At 60.8% G+C, this 18,096-nt stretch carries 18 protein-coding genes; 14 read left to right on the top strand and 4 right to left on the bottom strand.

The features are described 5' to 3' along the window. Positions 1 to 254: 254 nt before the first annotated feature. Positions 255 to 1,514 carry a class I SAM-dependent methyltransferase gene (locus tag GOQ25_RS19185; RefSeq protein ID WP_370519998.1) on the bottom strand — a complete coding sequence of 420 codons (1,260 nt, stop codon included), beginning with the start codon at positions 1,512 to 1,514 and terminating at the stop codon, positions 255 to 257. Positions 1,515 to 1,692: 178 nt separating this feature from the next. Between GOQ25_RS19185 and GOQ25_RS19180 the strand changes: the two genes are divergently transcribed. The 3 genes from GOQ25_RS19180 (at position 1,693) to rpmG (ending at position 3,639) form a co-directional block, all read left to right on the top strand. After that, positions 1,693 to 2,880: a multidrug effflux MFS transporter gene (locus tag GOQ25_RS19180; protein WP_202109550.1), complete on the top strand. Its 1,188-nt coding sequence runs from the start codon at positions 1,693 to 1,695 to the stop codon at positions 2,878 to 2,880. Positions 2,881 to 3,205: 325 nt separating this feature from the next. Continuing rightward, on the top strand, positions 3,206 to 3,442 hold the full coding sequence (gene rpmB, locus GOQ25_RS19175; RefSeq protein WP_028354123.1) for a 50S ribosomal protein L28: 237 nt from the start codon (positions 3,206 to 3,208) through the stop codon (positions 3,440 to 3,442). Positions 3,443 to 3,471: 29 nt separating this feature from the next. After that, the gene (gene rpmG / locus GOQ25_RS19170; RefSeq protein WP_003810296.1) at positions 3,472 to 3,639 is read left to right on the top strand and encodes a 50S ribosomal protein L33; all 168 of its coding nucleotides are present in this window, start codon (positions 3,472 to 3,474) and stop codon (positions 3,637 to 3,639) included. Between the two features lie 74 nt (positions 3,640 to 3,713). Here rpmG and GOQ25_RS19165 read toward each other — a convergent pair whose 3' ends face one another. Together GOQ25_RS19165 and GOQ25_RS19160 are read right to left on the bottom strand one after the other, a co-directional pair. After that, positions 3,714 to 5,537 (bottom strand): SulP family inorganic anion transporter, encoded by a 1,824-nt coding sequence (locus tag GOQ25_RS19165; RefSeq protein WP_370519997.1) that lies wholly within the window; start codon positions 5,535 to 5,537, stop codon positions 3,714 to 3,716. 19 nt (positions 5,538 to 5,556) lie between these two features. After that, positions 5,557 to 6,105, bottom strand: coding sequence for a hemerythrin domain-containing protein (locus tag GOQ25_RS19160; RefSeq protein ID WP_160352071.1), 549 nt, complete (start codon positions 6,103 to 6,105; stop codon positions 5,557 to 5,559). Positions 6,106 to 6,376: 271 nt separating this feature from the next. Here GOQ25_RS19160 and GOQ25_RS19155 point away from each other — a divergent pair, with 271 nt between their 5' ends. The 11 genes from GOQ25_RS19155 to GOQ25_RS19105 all read left to right on the top strand — a co-directional run bounded on the left by GOQ25_RS19155 (position 6,377) and on the right by GOQ25_RS19105 (position 17,015). Then, positions 6,377 to 6,826 (top strand): HU family DNA-binding protein, encoded by a 450-nt coding sequence (locus GOQ25_RS19155; RefSeq protein ID WP_160352070.1) that lies wholly within the window; start codon positions 6,377 to 6,379, stop codon positions 6,824 to 6,826. A 112-nt stretch (positions 6,827 to 6,938) separates the two neighbouring features. Continuing rightward, positions 6,939 to 8,162, top strand: coding sequence for an MFS transporter (locus tag GOQ25_RS19150; RefSeq protein ID WP_160352069.1), 1,224 nt, complete (start codon positions 6,939 to 6,941; stop codon positions 8,160 to 8,162). A gap of 81 nt (positions 8,163 to 8,243) precedes the next feature. Then, positions 8,244 to 10,901 (top strand): leucine--tRNA ligase, encoded by a 2,658-nt coding sequence (gene leuS, locus GOQ25_RS19145; protein ID WP_160352068.1) that lies wholly within the window; start codon positions 8,244 to 8,246, stop codon positions 10,899 to 10,901. 10 nt (positions 10,902 to 10,911) lie between these two features. Then, the gene (gene lptE, locus GOQ25_RS19140; RefSeq protein WP_160352067.1) at positions 10,912 to 11,571 is read left to right on the top strand and encodes an LPS assembly lipoprotein LptE; all 660 of its coding nucleotides are present in this window, start codon (positions 10,912 to 10,914) and stop codon (positions 11,569 to 11,571) included. Positions 11,572 to 11,574: 3 nt separating this feature from the next. Then, the gene (gene holA, locus GOQ25_RS19135; protein WP_160352066.1) at positions 11,575 to 12,627 is read left to right on the top strand and encodes a DNA polymerase III subunit delta; all 1,053 of its coding nucleotides are present in this window, start codon (positions 11,575 to 11,577) and stop codon (positions 12,625 to 12,627) included. 62 nt (positions 12,628 to 12,689) lie between these two features. Then, positions 12,690 to 13,970, top strand: a complete 1,281-nt coding sequence (locus tag GOQ25_RS19130) for a glutamate-5-semialdehyde dehydrogenase (protein WP_160352065.1) — start codon at positions 12,690 to 12,692, stop codon at positions 13,968 to 13,970. A 48-nt stretch (positions 13,971 to 14,018) separates the two neighbouring features. Beyond that, a complete protein-coding gene (locus GOQ25_RS19125) occupies positions 14,019 to 14,399 on the top strand; it encodes a hypothetical protein (protein WP_160352064.1) in 381 nt (126 codons plus the stop codon). 45 nt (positions 14,400 to 14,444) lie between these two features. Then, positions 14,445 to 14,729 carry a GNAT family N-acetyltransferase gene (locus GOQ25_RS19120; protein ID WP_160352063.1) on the top strand — a complete coding sequence of 95 codons (285 nt, stop codon included), beginning with the start codon at positions 14,445 to 14,447 and terminating at the stop codon, positions 14,727 to 14,729. Between the two features lie 3 nt (positions 14,730 to 14,732). Next, the gene (locus GOQ25_RS19115; protein WP_160352062.1) at positions 14,733 to 15,116 is read left to right on the top strand and encodes a YchJ family protein; all 384 of its coding nucleotides are present in this window, start codon (positions 14,733 to 14,735) and stop codon (positions 15,114 to 15,116) included. A 186-nt stretch (positions 15,117 to 15,302) separates the two neighbouring features. Continuing rightward, positions 15,303 to 15,707 carry a MarR family winged helix-turn-helix transcriptional regulator gene (locus GOQ25_RS19110; RefSeq protein WP_370519999.1) on the top strand — a complete coding sequence of 135 codons (405 nt, stop codon included), beginning with the start codon at positions 15,303 to 15,305 and terminating at the stop codon, positions 15,705 to 15,707. 105 nt (positions 15,708 to 15,812) lie between these two features. Beyond that, positions 15,813 to 17,015 carry an MFS transporter gene (locus GOQ25_RS19105; RefSeq protein WP_160352060.1) on the top strand — a complete coding sequence of 401 codons (1,203 nt, stop codon included), beginning with the start codon at positions 15,813 to 15,815 and terminating at the stop codon, positions 17,013 to 17,015. A 39-nt stretch (positions 17,016 to 17,054) separates the two neighbouring features. Here GOQ25_RS19105 and GOQ25_RS19100 read toward each other — a convergent pair whose 3' ends face one another. Then, positions 17,055 to 17,702: a DUF1120 domain-containing protein gene (locus GOQ25_RS19100; RefSeq protein WP_160352059.1), complete on the bottom strand. Its 648-nt coding sequence runs from the start codon at positions 17,700 to 17,702 to the stop codon at positions 17,055 to 17,057. Positions 17,703 to 18,096: the final 394 nt, after the last annotated feature.

Below are 18,096 nucleotides of genomic sequence, written 5' to 3'. Positions count from 1 at the left end.
CCCAAGCCCAGATCGACACATTTAGTCATAAATAGGATGAGATCTCGGCGCAACGCCGGCTTCGCCCAAGCGACAACGCCCCGGCATACCTATGCTGCATTGCAATAAGTCACAAACACACAAAGTTACGTTTTGACCGTAGTCATTACTGTACTGGCAGCAAAAAGCCCGCCTTTCAGGCGACCGGCTATCGGAAGAACAACCGAGCATCGGGCGCTTGAGGGCGGGCTGACGAGTTACGTCGTGGTTACGGTTTACTGGCCCGTGTACATGTACGCCCGCCGCCACGGATACGCCAGATCCGGCGGATTATCCAGTTCGTCCGCACGGCCAAATGCCGGGCTTGTGCCCAGCACCTGATGTAGCGCGATCCAGCCATGCTCGAAGGCCATCGCGCACCCGGCGAGGTACAGGCGATAGGCACGCAACGAGCGCTGCCCTTGCTCACCCTTGAGAACCTGCGCGGCCTTGTCCAGACGCGCCTCCAAGGCATCGCTCCAGGCCCACAAGGTGCGCGCGTAATGGGGACGCAGGTTTTCCACGTCCACGCCTTCCAGACCCCCGTGGGTCATCGCCTCCATCACGCAGCTGATATGCGTCAGCTCGCCGCCGGGAAAGATATATTTTTCGATGAACTCGCCCATCCCGCTGCCCAGCTCGCTGTTATAGACGCCGGCCGCGGTGATCCCGTGGTTCATGATAAGCCCGCCAGGCTTGACCAGGCGACGCAGCTTGGCGAAATAGCCCGGCAATTGTGCGCGACCCACGTGCTCGAACATACCCACCGACGCCAGCTTGTCGAAAGGCTGCGACTCGTCGAGCTTGCGGTAATCGAGCAGCTCCATCCGCACACGGCCCGACAAGCCTTTTTCTTGGATGAGCTTGTTGACATAGGCGTGTTGATTGCGCGACAAGGTGATACCCGTAGCGTCCACACCGTAGTTTTCCGCGGCCCACAGCAGCAGCCCACCCCAGCCCGCGCCCACATCCAGGAAGCGCTCGCCGGGTTGCAGACGTAGCTTGCGGCAAATGTGGTCCAGTTTGGCTTCCTGCGCCTGCGCCAGCGTCATTTCGGGCGTCCGATAATACGCGCAGGAATAGACCCGGCGCGGGTCCAGCCACAATGCATAGAAATCGTCCGACAGATCGTAGTGAAACTCGATCTGCTTGGCATCACGCTCGATGGAGTGACGCCACACCGATGCGACTTTTCGTACTAGTTCGGTGAGCCATCCCCCTTTTGCCGCCTCGACGGGCGAGCCCGGCAATAACGCCGCCGCGGCGGCCATAACATCGCGCATATTGCCCTGTATGTCGATGCGGCCTTCGACATAGTCCTGCCCCAACACACCAACCGACCCTTCGGCCAGATGCGCCAGCGCGGACTTTTCGCGCGCGACAAAGCGCACTTGAGCATCGTTCGGCCCGACGATAGCGCCATCGGGCATCTGCAACTGCACAGTCACGGGCAAGGCATTCAACTTGCGTTCAACTACGGACAGCAACGGATTCACAGCTTCTCCCCTGTGTAAACGAACCCAGCAACTCTAGCCGAAAACGATCGCAATCGGCCAGCCCTTGACGCGTGCTAGTATCCCTGACTCGTTTTCGGACTGGTCACGCTGCGCGGCCCCTGTATGCAGGTCAGCGCGTGCCGTGCAGTCCCCGTTCACTGGTCGCCCCTACTCGTTCATGCCATCGCAGTCCTTGTCGCGTCGCCTGCCAGGTTGGCTCATATTGATGGGCGTGCTCACGGCCATCGGCCCGTTCTCGGTGGACATGTATCTGCCCGGTTTTCCCGCCATCGCCGAGGGCCTGCAAGTCTCTCGTGGCGATGTCGAACGAACCCTCGCATCCTATCTGGTCGGGTTGGCGCTGGCGCAAGTGTTTTATGGCCCGCTGGCAGATCGCTATGGCCGCAAGCTGCCCATGCTCGGAGGCCTCGCGGTTTATACCGCCGCGTCCGTGGGCTGCGCGATGGCCGATAGCATTCACATGCTCACCCTTTGCCGCGTGCTGCAGGCGATGGGCAGCGCGGCCGGCATCGTCATTCCCCGTGCGGTGATCCGCGACCATTACGAAACCCAAGACGCCGCGCGCGCCTTGTCCATGCTGATGCTGATCATGGGCGTGGCGCCAATCCTGGCGCCGCTCGCCGGCGGCCAGTTGCTGGCTTTCATGGGCTGGCGCAGCTTGTTCTGGCTGATGGCGGCCGTATCACTCGCCATGCTGATCGCGGCACATTTCATCATGCATGAATCGCTTGCTCCCGCACGCGTGCAGCCATTGAGCGCGCGATCGATCGCGCGCAATTATCTGGCCTTATTACGGCACCGGCGATTCATGGCGCATAGCTTCGCGGGTGGCCTGGGATCGGCGGGCATGTTCGCCTACATCATTTGTTCGCCGCGCGTATTCATCGACCACTATGGTGTGGCGCCTCAGTACTATGGCTTTCTCTTTGGAGCCAACGCCGCCGGCCTGATTGTCGGCTCGCAGGTCAGCGCGCGCATGCTGCGCAACCGCAAGCCCGCAGAACTGCAACGCGCGGCTCAGTACGCGCTGGCAGGCACCGGTCTGATCGCTTTGGCGTGGACGCTGACCGGCGCCATGACTTTGCCTGTTCTCATGGTGTGTTTGATCGGGTATATGTTCAGCCAGGGCTTCGTCAACCCTAATTCGGCCGCCCTCGCCTTGGCCGAACAAGGCATGCGACTGGGTGCGGCGTCCGCGTTATTGGGAACATTGCAGATGAGCTGCGGCGCCCTCGCCGGCGCCGCGGTCAGCGTCTGGCAGACCGACGGGCCGTTGCCGCTGACCACGGTGCTCGCCTTCTGCGCCACGCTATCCTGGTTGTCGGGCCGCATTGCCCGGCGATAAGAGCCAACACCGGTGTAAACAGAGACAGGCGGGTGCTACAGCAGACCCACGCGCCTGTCACAGGGAAACGTCACAGCGGCTTTCCCGAGACACTCCGCGCCGGAACGCTTGCTTGTTTTCCCCTTTTCATACTAGAATGGCGAGCTTCGCAAGAAGTTTTTCCCGTGAGTAGCCTACTATGCTTTGTAGCTACCACTTTCGACCAGCACCCCGTGTATAGGTACAGCGGGCGGCGGGTAGCGGGTATAAGCACGGGCACCTAGCCCATCTACCTGACTTTCCTTCCCCAGCTTCGCCATACGCGGCCAGAACAGAGGTAAACACCATGGCACGCGTATGCCAAGTAACTGGCAAAGGCCCGATGACGGGCAACAACGTTTCGCACGCGAACAACAAGACCAAGCGTCGCTTCCTGCCCAACCTGCAATCGCGCCGGTTCTGGGTTGAAAGCGAGAACCGCTGGGTTCGTCTGCGTGTTTCCGCCAAGGCTATCCGCATCATCGACAAGAACGGCATCGACGCCGTCCTGGCCGATCTGCGCGCTCGCGGCGAAGTGGCCTGATCCGGCCCATCACATTCTAGGAGCAAGACATGGCCAAAGGTATCCGCGAAAAGATCAAGCTCGAGTCGACTGCCGGCACGGGCCACTTTTACACGACCACCAAAAACAAGCGCAACATGCCTGAGAAGATGCTGATCAAGAAATTTGATCCCGTCGCTCGCAAGCATGTGGACTACAAGGAAACCAAGCTGAAGTAATTCAGCCGGTGGTCCGTAGTCACCGCGGCCTCGCTATTGCGAGGCCGTTTTTTTTGCCTATTGCCGCTCTCTGCTCAGCGATGGGATTGTGAGGATAACCGCGCGGGATCCAGCAACACCGAAACCCCTGACTGGGCCTGCGCAGCGCGGCGCGAACATTCGCGAAAGGTGCGCGCCGTACAGCCCGCGCAGATACCCGGATCCAACCGTTCGTAGATGCTCGCGATGGCCGTCGCCTTGTCGGGAAAAATATGGTCCTCACCCAATTCCTCGATAAAACCGGTACGCTGCCACATCTCCAGTACCGCCGGTCGCGGACGATGGAAATACAGATCGCCGCCCATTTCACGCCGCTTGCGCAGTTCGACCTCCCACACCATGGCGCCGGCGTGATCGATGAAGTTCATGCTTTTCGCCATGACGAGCAAATGCTTGGGCGCATCCGGCTCGGCGCGCAGCGCCTGCAAACGATCCGCCACGTGCGCCACGGCGCCGAAATAGACAGACCCTTCCATACGCAGCAACTTCAATTGCGGACACTCGGGCAACTCGTCCGGATGCCCTTCCAACACCACAAAATGCCGATCCGGATCACTGGCGCGAAACCCCATGACGCGCATCGCGGGGTGCGACGTTCGATGCAGGTACGCCATCAGCGACAGCAAGGTGCCCAGCAAGATCGCGATTTCCATGCGTATCGTCACGGTCGCAATCAAGGTCGCCAGCGCGATATAAAACTCGTTGCGCTGCACCCGCAGCAACCGCCGCCATTGTGGCCACGCAAACAAATTCCAGGCCACTAACAACAGCAGACCCGCGATCGCGGCATACGGAATGCGCGCCAGTAGCGGCGCACTGACCATGACCAGCACCAACAACAACACCGCCGAAAACACCGATGCCAGGGGCGTGCGCGCCCCCGCTTCAAAATTCGGAATCGAACGATTCAACGAACCGCAAGACAGATAGGAAGAAAAAAATCCTCCCACGATATTCGACAGACCTTGACCCCGAAATTCACGATTTGCATCGATGATCTGCCCCGATCGCGCCGCCACGACTTTGGCAATCGAAATCGACTGCGCGAGCGCCACGATCGATAGCGCAAACGCGAGGCCAAGCAGATCCGGCAACATGCCCCACTCGATGCGCGGCACATGAAAAGGCGGTATCGGCGACGGTAAAACCCCAAGCGTGCTGATTCCCTGCTCCGCATCAACGTAGATCCAGGCATTGAGCATCGCGGCCACGCCCGTACCCGCCACGAGTCCGATCAACATATGCGGCTTGCGCGGATCCCAGCGCCGCGCCCACAACGCCACCGCCATCGTCACGATCACCACCAGCACCGCACCCGCCTGCCATTGCGCCCAGCCGCCCAACACGCTACGCAGCACGCCAAAAGCACCGTGTGTATGAACATCGCGCAGCCCCACCGCATCTTTCAATGCGTGCACCGCGATCAACACCGCCGCACCACTGGTAAAGCCGAACAACGCGGAAGGCGAAATAAAGTTCGCCAGCGCCCCTAGACGCAGCGCGCCCACCAGCCACTGCAGCACGCCAACCAAGATCGTGACGGCCAACGCCATCTGGATATATTGAGGACTGCCAGCAATCGCCAGCGGCGCCAACACCGCATACAAAGCCAGCGAATTCGCATTTGTAGGCCCCGACATCACGTGACGGCTGGAGCCGAACAACGCTGCAATCACACAGGGCACGATGGCCGAATACAAACCATATTCGGGCGGCAAACCCGCAAGCGTGGCGAACGCCACCCCTTGCGGCAGCACCAGCAACGCGCCCAACAATCCCGCCAATACGTCGGCACGCAATGTGGCGGGCGTTACGTCCTGAACCCACGTGCCAAACAAGCGACTCGCGATCTTATTCACACCTGCCACATCCCTTCGATCAACTCGCATCGCCACCGCGCCGTGCGCGCATTGCGTCGCTCATATCCGACAGCGCCACATCGTCCAGCAAACGCGACGCCATGGGCAACAGCTCTTCGTCCTCACGGCGTAAATGCGCGGCGTATTCCGCGCAGAAGCATTCGGCATGAGCTTTATCGATTTGTGCGTGACGGCCGGCGCTGATCGCCTCCAACGCGGGATGTAAGCCGTCCCATAGCCGTTCCAGCCGGCGATGATCCTGTGTCAGGGCATCCACGATCTCGTGAATGCAGCGGGCATCGCTGCCCGACATGGATTCGATCAATGCAGGAAAAAGGTCTTCTTCTTCATCCCGATGATGCAGCCGCGCCGCTGTATCGAAATAGCGCATCACGCTCGCCGCGGCCGTTTCGGCCACCTCGTCGGATCCGTGTTGCGCGACATGCGCCGCCAATCGCAGCAGCGTTTCGCACTGGCGCGTCATACGTTCGTGACAGGCTGACAGCAGCGCCAATGGCGCATCCAGCCCTGCGGCGGGTGACGAATACCCCGGTATATCGATAGCCATGATCGGCCCTATTGGTATTGGCCGACTCCTCATGACCTACGCGTCAGCGTAACGCGAGTCGACTGCTGAAAACTATCGTATCACGGCGCATCAAACGTACTGAAAACACGGCATAGAACGGCACCTATGTCACGAAAACAACATGTTTTAAGGGGTTTTCGCAAAGAAATGCGCGCACAGGCCTGAAGTTCCGCTATCATCGGCCGCGAGATGTCCCGTGCCGGCCGTCGGTACCCGGCTATCTCGTGTTCTCAACATACGGATTTCGACCATGGCTACCAAAGCAAAAGCTCCCGCCAAGAAAGTCAGCAAGACTACTGCCAAAGCCCCCGCCACCAAGGCTGCGGCCAAGAAAGCACCCGCAAAGAAGGCAACCGTCGCTAAGACCGCTGCAGTGAAGAAGACCCCCGTCGTCAAAGAAGCGCTGAACAAGTCTCAGTTGGTTGCTCACCTGGTTGCGCAATCGGGCGTCGAAGCCAAGGCGGTCAAGGCCGTTCTGGCAAGCCTGGAAGAAACCGTCCTGGGTTCCGTCAACAAGAAAGGCGCTGGCGAGTTCGCGCTGCCCGGCCTGATGAAAGTGACCGTGCAAAAGGTCCCCGCCAAGGCCAAGCGCTTCGGCAAAGACCCCTTCACCGGCGAAGAGCGCTGGTTCCCGGCCAAGCCCGCTTCGGTCAAGGTTAAGGTTCGCCCGCTGAAGAAACTGAAAGACGCTGCACAGTAAACTGTCGCCGTTCTGACGCTACACCGCAAGGCCCGTCTCGCAAGCGACGGGCCTTGCCGCTTTTGCGCGCGGGACAACGCGCGCTATTCTTTTTCTGACAGTTGGCCCACCGATGTCTGCTTCCACACCGAGAAAAACGCCCACGCCGGCACTGACCACGCCCATCGTCTTGCTCATGGCCACCGCGACGGGACTCGTTGTGGCCAGCAATTACTACGCGCAGCCCTTGCTTCATACGATCAGCCAGCAATTCGGCTTGAGCGAGACCGCAGCCGGCGCCATCGTCATGACCGCGCAACTCGGCTATGCGCTAGGTCTGATGCTGCTGGTGCCGTTGGGCGACATGGTCGAACGGCGCTCGCTGATCGTCGTCATGACGCTGTTGAGCGCGTGCGGGTTGTTGATTTCGGGCTTTGCCAACAGCTTTCCCATGCTGCTGATCGGCACAGCATTGACGGCCATTTTGTCGGTTGTCGCACAGGTACTCGTTCCCTTTGCCGCGACGCTGGCCGCGCCAGAACAGCGCGGCAAAGCCGTGGGCACCGTCATGAGCGGCCTGCTGCTAGGCATATTGCTCGCTCGCACGGTCGCGGGCGGGTTGGGCAATCTGGGCAGCTGGCGGATCGTTTATTGGGTAGCATTTGTCTTATTGGTGATCACCGCGGGCGCCTTATGGCGTGTTCTGCCGCGACATAAGCCGCAAAACCATCTCAGCTACACCGGGCTGCTCGCCTCGATTTTTCAGCTCTACGCGCGCGAGCCTCAGTTCCGCGCGCGCTCACTGCTGGGTGCGCTGACGTTCGCCGCGTTCAGCATGTTCTGGACACCGTTGACGTTTCTGCTGGCTTCGCCGCCCTATTCCTATTCCGACGGCACCATCGGCTTGTTCGGCCTCGCGGGCGCGGCGGGTGCCCTGGCGGCGAATCGCTTCGGACGGCTCAGCGATCAGGGCCATGGCAATCTGGCGACGCGACTCGGTCTGGCGCTAATGGCCGCCTCCTGGCTGCTGCTCGCGCTCGGCGCGCATTACCTCGCCGCGCTGACCATCGGCGTGGTCGTGCTCGACATGATGATTCAGGGTGTACACATCACCAATCAAACCAGCCTGTACCGCCTGCAGCCCGAGGCCCGAGGCCGTCTGACCGCCGGTTATATGACTTCGTATTTTCTCGGTGGCGCCGCCGGGTCGATGGCCGCATCCGCGCTTTATGCAGCGGCGGGCTGGCTGGCCGTGTGTGCCGGCGGCGCGCTCGTTTGCGTCATCGGCCTGGTGTACGCCCTTTGCTCACCATCGGCGCGCCTGCCCGAAAACCACCCCACCGCCCCCGAGCGCTAGGGACTCTTTATAATCAACGGTTTGACCGACGCTGTAGATCGCAGCGCGGCCCCTTTTCTTTCGAGATACGTGCACGAGCCCATGCAGGAACGTTACAGCCCCACCGCCGTCGAAGCCGCCGCCCAACAAGACTGGCAGGCGCGCGACGCTTACCGTGTCACCGAGCACGCCGTGAATGCCGATGGCTCCGAAAAGCCGAAGTTCTACGCGTGTTCCATGCTGCCTTACCCCAGCGGCAAACTGCACATGGGCCATGTCCGCAACTACACCATCAACGACATGATGGCGCGCCAGCTGCGCATGCGCGGCTATAACGTGCTGATGCCCATGGGCTGGGACGCCTTCGGCATGCCCGCCGAAAACGCCGCCATCAAGTCCAAGGTGCCGCCCGCGAAGTGGACCTACGACAACATCGCCTACATGAAAAAGCAGATGAAGGCGATGGGGCTGGCAATCGACTGGTCGCGCGAAATGTGCGCCTGCGATCCGAAATACTACAAGTGGAACCAATGGCTGTTCCTGAAGATGCTGGAAAAAGGCATCGCCTATCGCAAGACGCAGGTCGTGAACTGGGACCCGGTCGATCAGACCGTACTGGCCAACGAACAAGTTATCGACGGCCGCGGCTGGCGTTCGGGCGCGCTCGTCGAGAAACGCGAGATCCCCGGCTACTACCTGCGCATCACCGATTACGCCGAGGAACTGCTGGAACACGTCCGTGATGGCTTGCCCGGCTGGCCGGAACGCGTACGCCTCATGCAGGACAACTGGATCGGTAAATCCGAGGGCCTGCGCTTTGCCTTCCCGCACGAGATCAAGGGCGAAGACGGCAATCTCATCCAGGATGGCAAGCTCTACGTCTTCACCACGCGCGGCGACACCATCATGGGCGTGACCTTCTGCGCGGTCGCTCCCGAGCATCCCCTGGCCGCGCACGCCGCGAAGACCAATCCGGAGCTCGCCGCGTTCATCGAACAATGCAAGCTCGGCGGCACCACCGAAGCCGAGATCGCCACTCGCGAAAAAGCGGGCATGCCCACTGGCCTGTCCGTCACACACCCCCTGACCGGCGAACAAATCGCCATCTGGGTCGGTAACTACGTGTTGATGAGCTATGGCGACGGCGCCGTGATGGGGGTGCCCGCCCACGACGAACGCGACTTTGCATTCGCCCAGAAATACCAATTGCCGATCAAGCAGGTCGTCGCCGTCGAAGGCAAGACCTATTCGACCGACGCCTGGCAAGAATGGTACGCGGACAAGCAAAGCGGCCGCACCATCAATTCCGGCAAATACGACGGCCTGTCCTTCAAAGACGCCGTGGACGCCATCGCCGCCGATCTGTCGGCCAAGGGCCTGGGCGAAAAACAGACCACGTGGCGCCTGCGCGACTGGGGTATTTCTCGCCAACGTTACTGGGGCACCCCGATCCCCATCATCCACTGCGCCGATTGCGGCCCGGTGCCGGTGCCCGAGAAAGACCTGCCGGTCGTGCTGCCCGAAGACCTCATCCCGGATGGCAGCGGCAACCCGCTGGCCAAACACGAGGGCTTCCTGTCCTGCCACTGCCCCAGCTGCGGCAAGCCCGCGCGTCGCGAAACCGACACGATGGATACCTTCGTGGATTCCTCGTGGTATTTCATGCGCTACACGTCGCCGGACAACGATCAAGCCATGGTCGATGCCCGCAACGACTATTGGATGCCGATGGATCAATACATCGGCGGCATCGAACACGCAGTCCTGCACCTGTTGTACGCCCGCTTCTGGACGCGTGTCATGCGAGATCTGGGCCTGCTTAAATTCGACGAGCCGTTCACGAAGCTGCTCTGCCAGGGCATGGTGCTCAACCATATCTACTCGCGCAAGAACGCCAAGGGCGGCATCGAGTATTTCTGGCCCGAAGAAGTCGAGAACCAATACGACGCCAAGGGCGCGATCATCGGGGCGAAACTCAAGTCCGACGGTTCCGACGTCCAGTACGGCGGCGTGGGCACCATGTCCAAGTCGAAGAACAACGGCGTGGACCCACAGGCCCTGATCGACACGCTGGGCGCGGACACCGCGCGCTTGTTTGTCATGTTCGCCAGCCCCCCCGAGCAAACGCTCGAATGGTCGGATTCCGGCGTAGACGGCGCGAACCGCTTCCTGCGTCGCCTCTGGGCGCTCTGCCATGGGCAACGCGAAACCATCGCCCGCGCGCAGTCGCTCAAAATCGACTGGAGCGGCGCCCCCGCTCCCGTCAAGGATCTGCGCCGCGAAGTCTATGGCCTGCTCAAGCAAGCCGACTACGACTATCAACGCATCCAGTACAACACCGTGGTGTCCGCCAGCATGAAGATGCTGAACGCGATCGACGGCGCCGAGCTGCCCGATGGCGATCACGCCGACGCCGCCCGCGCCGAAGCGATCAGCATCCTGCTGCGCGTGCTATACCCGGTCGTCCCGCACATCACCTGGTTGCTGTGGCGCGATCTTGGTTACGCCGGCACTTTCGGTGACCTGCTGGACGCTCCATGGCCTACGGTGGACGAGGCCGCGCTGGTCGCCGATGAAGTCGAACTCATGCTGCAGGTCAACGGCAAACTGCGCGGCTCCATCCGCGTCGCCGCCCAGGCCTCCAAGGCAGAGATTGAACAGATCGCTGCCGCGCAAGAGGAAGTCGCTCGCTTCCTGGAAGGCCGTCCGCCCAAGCGCGTGATCGTGGTTCCGGGCAAACTCGTCAACGTCGTCGGTTAAGAGGCCACGCATGCAAAACGCCGCATTCCGCCTGCACCATCTCCGCTCCCGCTGGTGGCTGCGCGCCACCGCCCTGGCGGCCGTCATGCTGCTGGCGGCTTGCGGCTTTGCCCTGCGTGGCGTCACGCCACTCCCGTTCAACACGTTGTATGTCGGCGCGCCAGACAATACGCGCTTCGGCGCGGAGTTGCGGCGCGCTATCCGTGCCGCCTCGCCCGATACGCGCCTGGTCGACAAACCGACCGATGGCGAAGCCATTCTGCAGGTGATCGGCAATGAGCGTTCTCTGCGCGAAGTGTCGCTCACCGCGCAAGGACGCGTGGAGGAATACGAGCTGGGCATCGACTTTTCCTTCCGCCTGATCACCAACAAGGGTGCGACCATCCTGCCCGACACCACGCTGTCTGTGTACCGCGACATGCCCTATGACGATCAATTCGTCCAGGCCAAGGAAGTGCAAATGGAGACCCTCTACCAGTCCATGCAGCAATCGCTGGTGGGCCGCGTGGTCCGACGCATCACCGCCCCCGAAGTCAAAGCCAGCTACGAAGCCATTCAACGCGGCGAAGACAACCCCGACGCGCCCGTCTACGACCCCAACGTCGAGATCAAAGACGATCGGCCCGACAGCTGGCGCACGCCCGGTTCGCCCGGCACGGGCTCGTGGTGAGACATGGGGCAGTCGCTAGACGCTGACCGACTGATCGATCATCTGCAACGAGCCGGACAACACTTGGCACCGTTGTACACGATGTCTGGCGATGAGCCCTTGCTGGTGGTCGAAGCTGGCGACGCCCTGCGTCACGCGGCGCGGCAAGCCGGCTACACCGAGCGCACATCCCTGGTAATGGATGCGCGCAGCGACTGGAGCGCGGTGTTCGCGGCCACCCAAAGCGTCTCGCTTTTTGGCGACAAACGTCTGCTTGAAATCAAACTTCCGACGGGAAAGCCCGGCAAGACTGGTGCCGAGACGCTCGGCAAACTCGCCACCCAAGCCGCCGCACAAGCAGACCCGAATACGCTGATCGTCGTCTCGCTGCCGCGGCTGGACAAGGCCACGCGCGAATCGAAATGGGTGCAGGCCCTGGCGCAAGGCGGCATCATGGTCGACATCGCCTCCATCGACCGCACGCGGCTGCCCGCGTGGATCGGCGCGCGTCTGGCCCGCCAGCAGCAGCGCACGGATTCCGCGACGCTGCAATGGATGGCCGACAAAGTCGAAGGCAACCTGTTAGCGGCACATCAGGAAATCCAAAAGCTCGCCCTGCTCTATCCCGAGGGGCAGCTCTCGGCCGAAGACGTCGAACGCGCCGTGCTCAATGTCGCCCGCTATGATGTATTCGGCTTGCGCGATGCCATGCTCGCGGGCGATGCGGCCCGTACCGTGCGCATGCTGGAAGGCTTACGCGCCGAAGGCGAAGCCTTGCCCCTAGTTCTGTGGGCAGTCGGCGACGAAATCCGCCTGCTTGCCCGCGTGGCCGAAGCCCGCGCCGCTGGTCAGGACAGCGGCGCGCTGATGCGGCGCCTGCGTATATTCGGCGCCCATGAAAAGCTCGCGCTGCAGGCCTTGGCGCGCGTTCCCGCCAACAGCTGGCCGATGGCCGTGCAGCATGCCCACGAGGTCGACCGATTGATCAAAGGCCTGCCCGTCGCCGGCCGCCTGTCGGATCCGTGGGAAGAAATGATCCGTCTGGCCTTACGCATTGCCGCTGGCGGCCGCGCCTGATCCCCCGCGGCACGATACACTTAGACTTTACGAGGGGCGCACCAGCGCCCTTCCACCGAATCATGTCATACACCATCATGTCCCATACCGATATCGACGACGCCATGCTGGCCCTGGGCGAAAACGCCCGGCGCGCCTCCCGAGTCATGATGCAAGCCACGGGCACGGCCAAAAATCAGGCCCTGCTCGCCATGGCCGACGCCTTGCTGGAACACCGCGAGACCTTGCAGGCCGCCAATGCGCGCGACCTGGAGGCGGCACGCGCCAACGGTTTGGAACCGGCACTGCTCGACCGACTGACCCTATCCGATAAGGCCCTGGCGAAAATGGCCGAAGGCCTGCGCCAGATCGCCAATCTGCCAGACCCCATCGGTAGCACCACCGCCAGCACGCTACGCCCCAATGGCATGCGCGTCGCGCAGATGCGCGTCCCGCTCGGCGTCATCGGTATCATTTACGAATCGCGCCCTAACGTCACGATCGATGCGGCCGCGCTTTGCCTGAAGTCCGGCAACGCCACCATTTTGCGTGGCGGCAGCGAGGCATTCCATTCGAATGTCGCGTTGGGCAAAATCGTGCAAATCGGCCTGCAAGCGGCCGGCCTGCCCGCCGAGGCCGTCCAAGTCGTGGGCACGACCGATCGCGCCGCCGTCGGCAAGCTCATCACCATGACCGAGCATATCGACGTCATCGTGCCGCGAGGCGGCAAGGGTTTGATCGCCCGCCTGTCGCGCGAAGCGCGCGTCCCGCTGATCAAGCACCTGGACGGCAATTGCCACGTGTACATCCACGCCGACGCCGATCCGGAAAAAGCGCATACCATCGCCTTTAACGCCAAGACCTACCGCTACGGTATCTGCGGCGCGATGGAAACCCTGTTGGTCGATGCCAGCGTCGCCCCCACCATCCTGCCCAAGCTCGCCGACGCGCTCATCACCCATGGAGTAGAGTTGCGCGGCTGCGAGCGCACACGCGAACTCGTCCCCGCCGCGAAACCCGCCACCGAGGACGACTGGGCCGAAGAATATCTGGCGCCCATCCTGGCCATACGTATCGTGGACACCTACGACCAAGCCGTCGAGCACATCGCCCGCTGGGGCTCGGGCCATACCGATTCCATCGTCACCGAGAACTTCTCGGTGGCCCAACGGTTCCAGCGCGAAGTCGATTCCAGCTCGGTCTATGTGAATCTGCCGACCTGCTTCGCGGACGGATTCGAATATGGCCTGGGCGCTGAAATCGGCATCTCGACCAATCGCTTGCACGCACGCGGCCCCGTTGGCTTGGAAGGCCTCACCACCCTGAAATGGATCTTGACGGGCGAAGGCCAAACCCGCGGCTAAGCCCCGTTTGTCATCTGTTGTCAGTACGTTATCGCACTCTGGAACCCCATGCCGTCGCAAGTTCTCGCTTACGCATTTAGTCTCGTCACGCTGTGCTTTTTGGTCTGCTGTGTCTGTGGTGTGCTGCTCTTCTTTGTCTATACCGACAAGGTCAACGACACGCTGAAGCATCCCTTGCTCAAGCATGGCTCGTTCCGGCAGTTTCCTCTTGTCATCAAGACGTCGATTCTGCAGGACTATTTTTTCCGGTTGGCATTTCCCGGCTTTCACTTCGGCGTATTCCGGTACGCCAACGAGCAGCTCAAACATATCGAGCCGCGCGACGTGCCGCTAGGCATCAAGATTCCTATCGTAGGATTCTGGGCCTCGTGCTGGGTAGGCTTGGTCGCCATGATCGCCGTATGGGTTATCCTGTTCATGTATCGTTGAGTCACCGCCAGGGCCGGCCGCCCCGAATCCTGACACTATCGCGCCATGACCGACACCACGCTTTCCATCGAACACGACGAACCGAACGGCCGTTTTGAAACCCGAGTGGACGGCCATGCCTGCGTGCTGGATTACCAGTTGCGCGATAGCACCATGATCATTCAGCACACCGGCGTGCCAGGCGCGGTGGGCGGTCGCGGCATCGCGGCGCAGCTCACCCGCTACGCGTTGGACACGGCCCGCGCCCGTGGCTGGCGTGTATTACCGCTGTGCTCATACGCAGTCGCCTATATCGCGCGTCACTCCGACTACCAGGATCTGGTCGCGTAAATCATGTCATCGAAGTGTCCGTGTGGCAGCGGCTTAGTCTACGCCCAATGTTGCGCACCCTGGCATCGCGGGCCGCAGCACCTGCAAGCGCCCACCGCGGAAAAACTGATGCGATCGCGCTATAGCGCCTTCGTACTCGATGAGCTGGACTACCTGTTGGACACTTGGCACCCCGAGACGCGCCCTGCTGCGCTAGAGCCAAACCCACCCGATCTGAAATGGCTGGGCCTGCAGGTCAAACAGCACGCCCAGCAAGATCCCGATCACGCCACCGTCGAATTCGTCGCGCGCTACCGCCAAGCCGGCCGGGCCACACGATTACATGAAGTCAGCCGCTTTGTGCGTGTGGATACGCGCTGGCTATATCTGGACGGCGAACACCGTTAAGCCCCGCAAAAACGTGGCGAGCGTCCCACGTTTGCCTGCATTCCCCCGATCTCCCTGCGAAAACCATAGATATCAGGGAAAACCCGTAGTAGAATACTTTGCATGCCAACAAAGCGCCCTGCTGCGGACCATGACAGTCCGCCCCCTCCCGACGCCCGACGGGCCAGTGCCCGATTCGGCAGTCTCGTGGGTCGCGTTTATCGGCAATGGCGGCGACAAGTCGATCTGAGTTTCAAATCTCTGGGTTTATCCGATGCGACCCGTATGCCGCTGATCGAACTTTATGTCCGCGGCGAGCCCTTGCGTCAGAAGGATCTCGCGGATGCCTTGTTGCTGGACACGTCCTCATTGGTGCGCGTGCTCGCTTATCTACGCGATGCCGACCTGATTGATTGGACCGTCGATGCGACAGATCGACGCAGTAAACGCATTGCGTTGACCACCTCGGGCCGTCACACCGCGGCCCTGATTCTGTCACGCAGCCTGGAGATCGAGCATACGATTCTTGCGGACTTAACGCCAGACGAGCTCGAAACCACCCGGCGTAGTTTGCAAAAGATCGCCCGCCGCTTCGATGCGCTGGGCAGTTAGCAATGATTGATTACCCGCAGCGACGACGCTCTTGCAGTCGCTGCGTGGATACGTTTTTGTGTTTTTCGTTATTCACACCTTATTGACCCTTTTTGCAACATTGAAATGAAGCTGCGCTTATCCCCTGTTCTGTGGCTGAGTTTCGCCATGATTGTCGGTGTGATGGGCACGGCGCTCATCAGCCCGCTATACGCGTTGTATAAAGAGACGTGGCAACTGCAGACCAGCGATATCTCGCTGATATACGTGGTCTACATGGCGGGCGCCATGTGCGGGCTATTGTTTTTGGGCCGTTTGTCCGACCGGGTAGGCTTTCGGCCGATGATGACGCTCGGGCTCATCCTCACGCTGATAGGTACGGCGATCAGCCTCTTTGCCTGGGACCTGGGCAGCCTGTGCGTGGGCCGTGTCATCGTCGGCGTGGCTTCGAGCATGGTTACCACCAGCGCCAACGCGGGCATGACGCGTCTGGCGCCTCCCGGGCAAACGCAGCGCGCCGCGGTGATGAGCAGTTTCCTCCTCGCGCTGGGCTTCGGTCTGGGACCCTTTGTCGGTGGCATCATGGGGCAATGGGCGCCATCGCCGCTGGTGACGACTTATATTCCCACACTGATCTTGGGCGCGATTGCCGTCGTTGCACTCATTCGACTGCGGTTACCCGCTGCGGCCCAAACCCAACAACGCATGCCGCTGCGGCTGCGTGACGTCTTACCGAAGTTAACACTGCCCGAGGCAGCGGATGTCAAAGCGTTCATCCTCACCACCTGCCTGCCGTTCTTGGCCTTTGGCGTCTTCGGTCTGTACGCGTCGATGTCCCCGTTGTTTCTGAACGAGCTCGTGCCCTGGCACGGCCCCGTCGTGAGCGGCACCGCCATCGCATCCATTTTGTTGGCCTCGGCCACCACCCAAATTCTGTCTCGACGCATCAGAACTGACATCTGCGGCTGTCTGGGCTTGACGAGTCTGGTTGTTAGTAACGCCTTGCTGATGGTCAATCTGTGGACCTCATCCAGCGTGTTGTTCGGGCTGGGCGTGCTCTTTACGGCGATTGGCCACGGCTGGTGCATGCTGGCGGGCATGAGCATGATCAACCGCATCGCAACGTCGGAGAATCGTGCTGGTTTGTTGTCGACGTATCTGGTGATCGGCTACATCGGCAGCATGATCCCCATGATAGGCGTGGGCTGGATTGCCGACCATTGGGGGATGAATGTGGCCGTGAGCACGTTCTGCACGTTTGTAGTGGTGACCGGGCTAGCGACAGCCGTGCTGTTCAAATCCCATCCGCGAATGCAACCGCTGGGCTGAAGCAAGTGGCTCATATTTCAATTGCGGTCGACAGGGCGATTACAAGTAAACAAGCTCGAAGGTCGTCGAACCGTCCAGTTTTAGTCTGCGGCCCTTTGGGAGGAGATCCGAATTGCCTACGTATGCTGCAGGCTGAATAACTAGCGTAGCCGATTTGAACGAGAGCGGCGTTGTGTTGTCCCAATCTTTCATAAGGATATGTACTTTGTTAACCTCAACCTCAGTAAACGATGGCCAACTGTGGCCGGTCTCCTCATCATAGGTGCCAATTGAGACCTTCGCACCGTCGGCCACGGGATTAGCGTAGATGAAGTACCTGTAGGAGCCTAAAGGAACCCCGGCCACGCTGCCCAAGCCGAATAGCCACTTGTAAGAAACGGCGTGCCAACCCAGATACGAAGCCGTTCCCGCCCGATTATCGATCGGTCTAAAACCGACCAGCGTTTTTTCTGAGCATGTCAGGGTGAGGGTGAATTGGTAGCTTTTGTCCAACCGAGTTTTCGCGCTGGGCTTTAATTTACTAAACGGGATTTCCCCCAAGTCAACCAGGGTGAGCGACGAGCTGATGTTGCACGCCTCCGGCTTGATGGTTCCAGTCACTTGAAGTTGCGCTGACGAATCGGCCGTGGCCAGCACGGGCGCCAGAGACGCGGCAGCTAAACAAAGAGAAATCAGGGTTCGTTTCATGATGGGGCGCGGTGCGCTCGACCCGCGCAAAGATTTGCATTGGGAACAGCGTATCCGGCCAAACGCGATCGGCCACTAAGACTTGTCTGATTTTTGGGGCTTTGTTGGATCTGCTGTGCGTGACCGTGCGTGAGGGCGCCTATGGTCAGCATCCGATCCCAGCGTTTTGGCGCGGCCCGCAAACAAAAAGCCCGACGAGTCGTTTCGTCGGGCTTTTTATATGGTGTTGGAGCGTGTTCTATGGCATGGAGATGCCGTGTCTCGGGGCGAGTCTAAGTGTCGCCGCAAAAACAAAACCCCACCGGAGATCTCCGATGGGGTTTTGAGGATAAGAGCCTGACGATGACCTACTTTCACAAACGAATGTTCACTATCATCGGCGCTAAGGCGTTTC

Source organism: Bordetella sp. 15P40C-2 (assembly GCF_009763235.1).
Lineage (GTDB): Bacteria > Pseudomonadota > Gammaproteobacteria > Burkholderiales > Burkholderiaceae_B > Bordetella_A.
The sequence above is the reverse complement of the archived record's forward strand: the minus strand, read 5'-3'. Positions and strand labels throughout refer to the sequence as shown.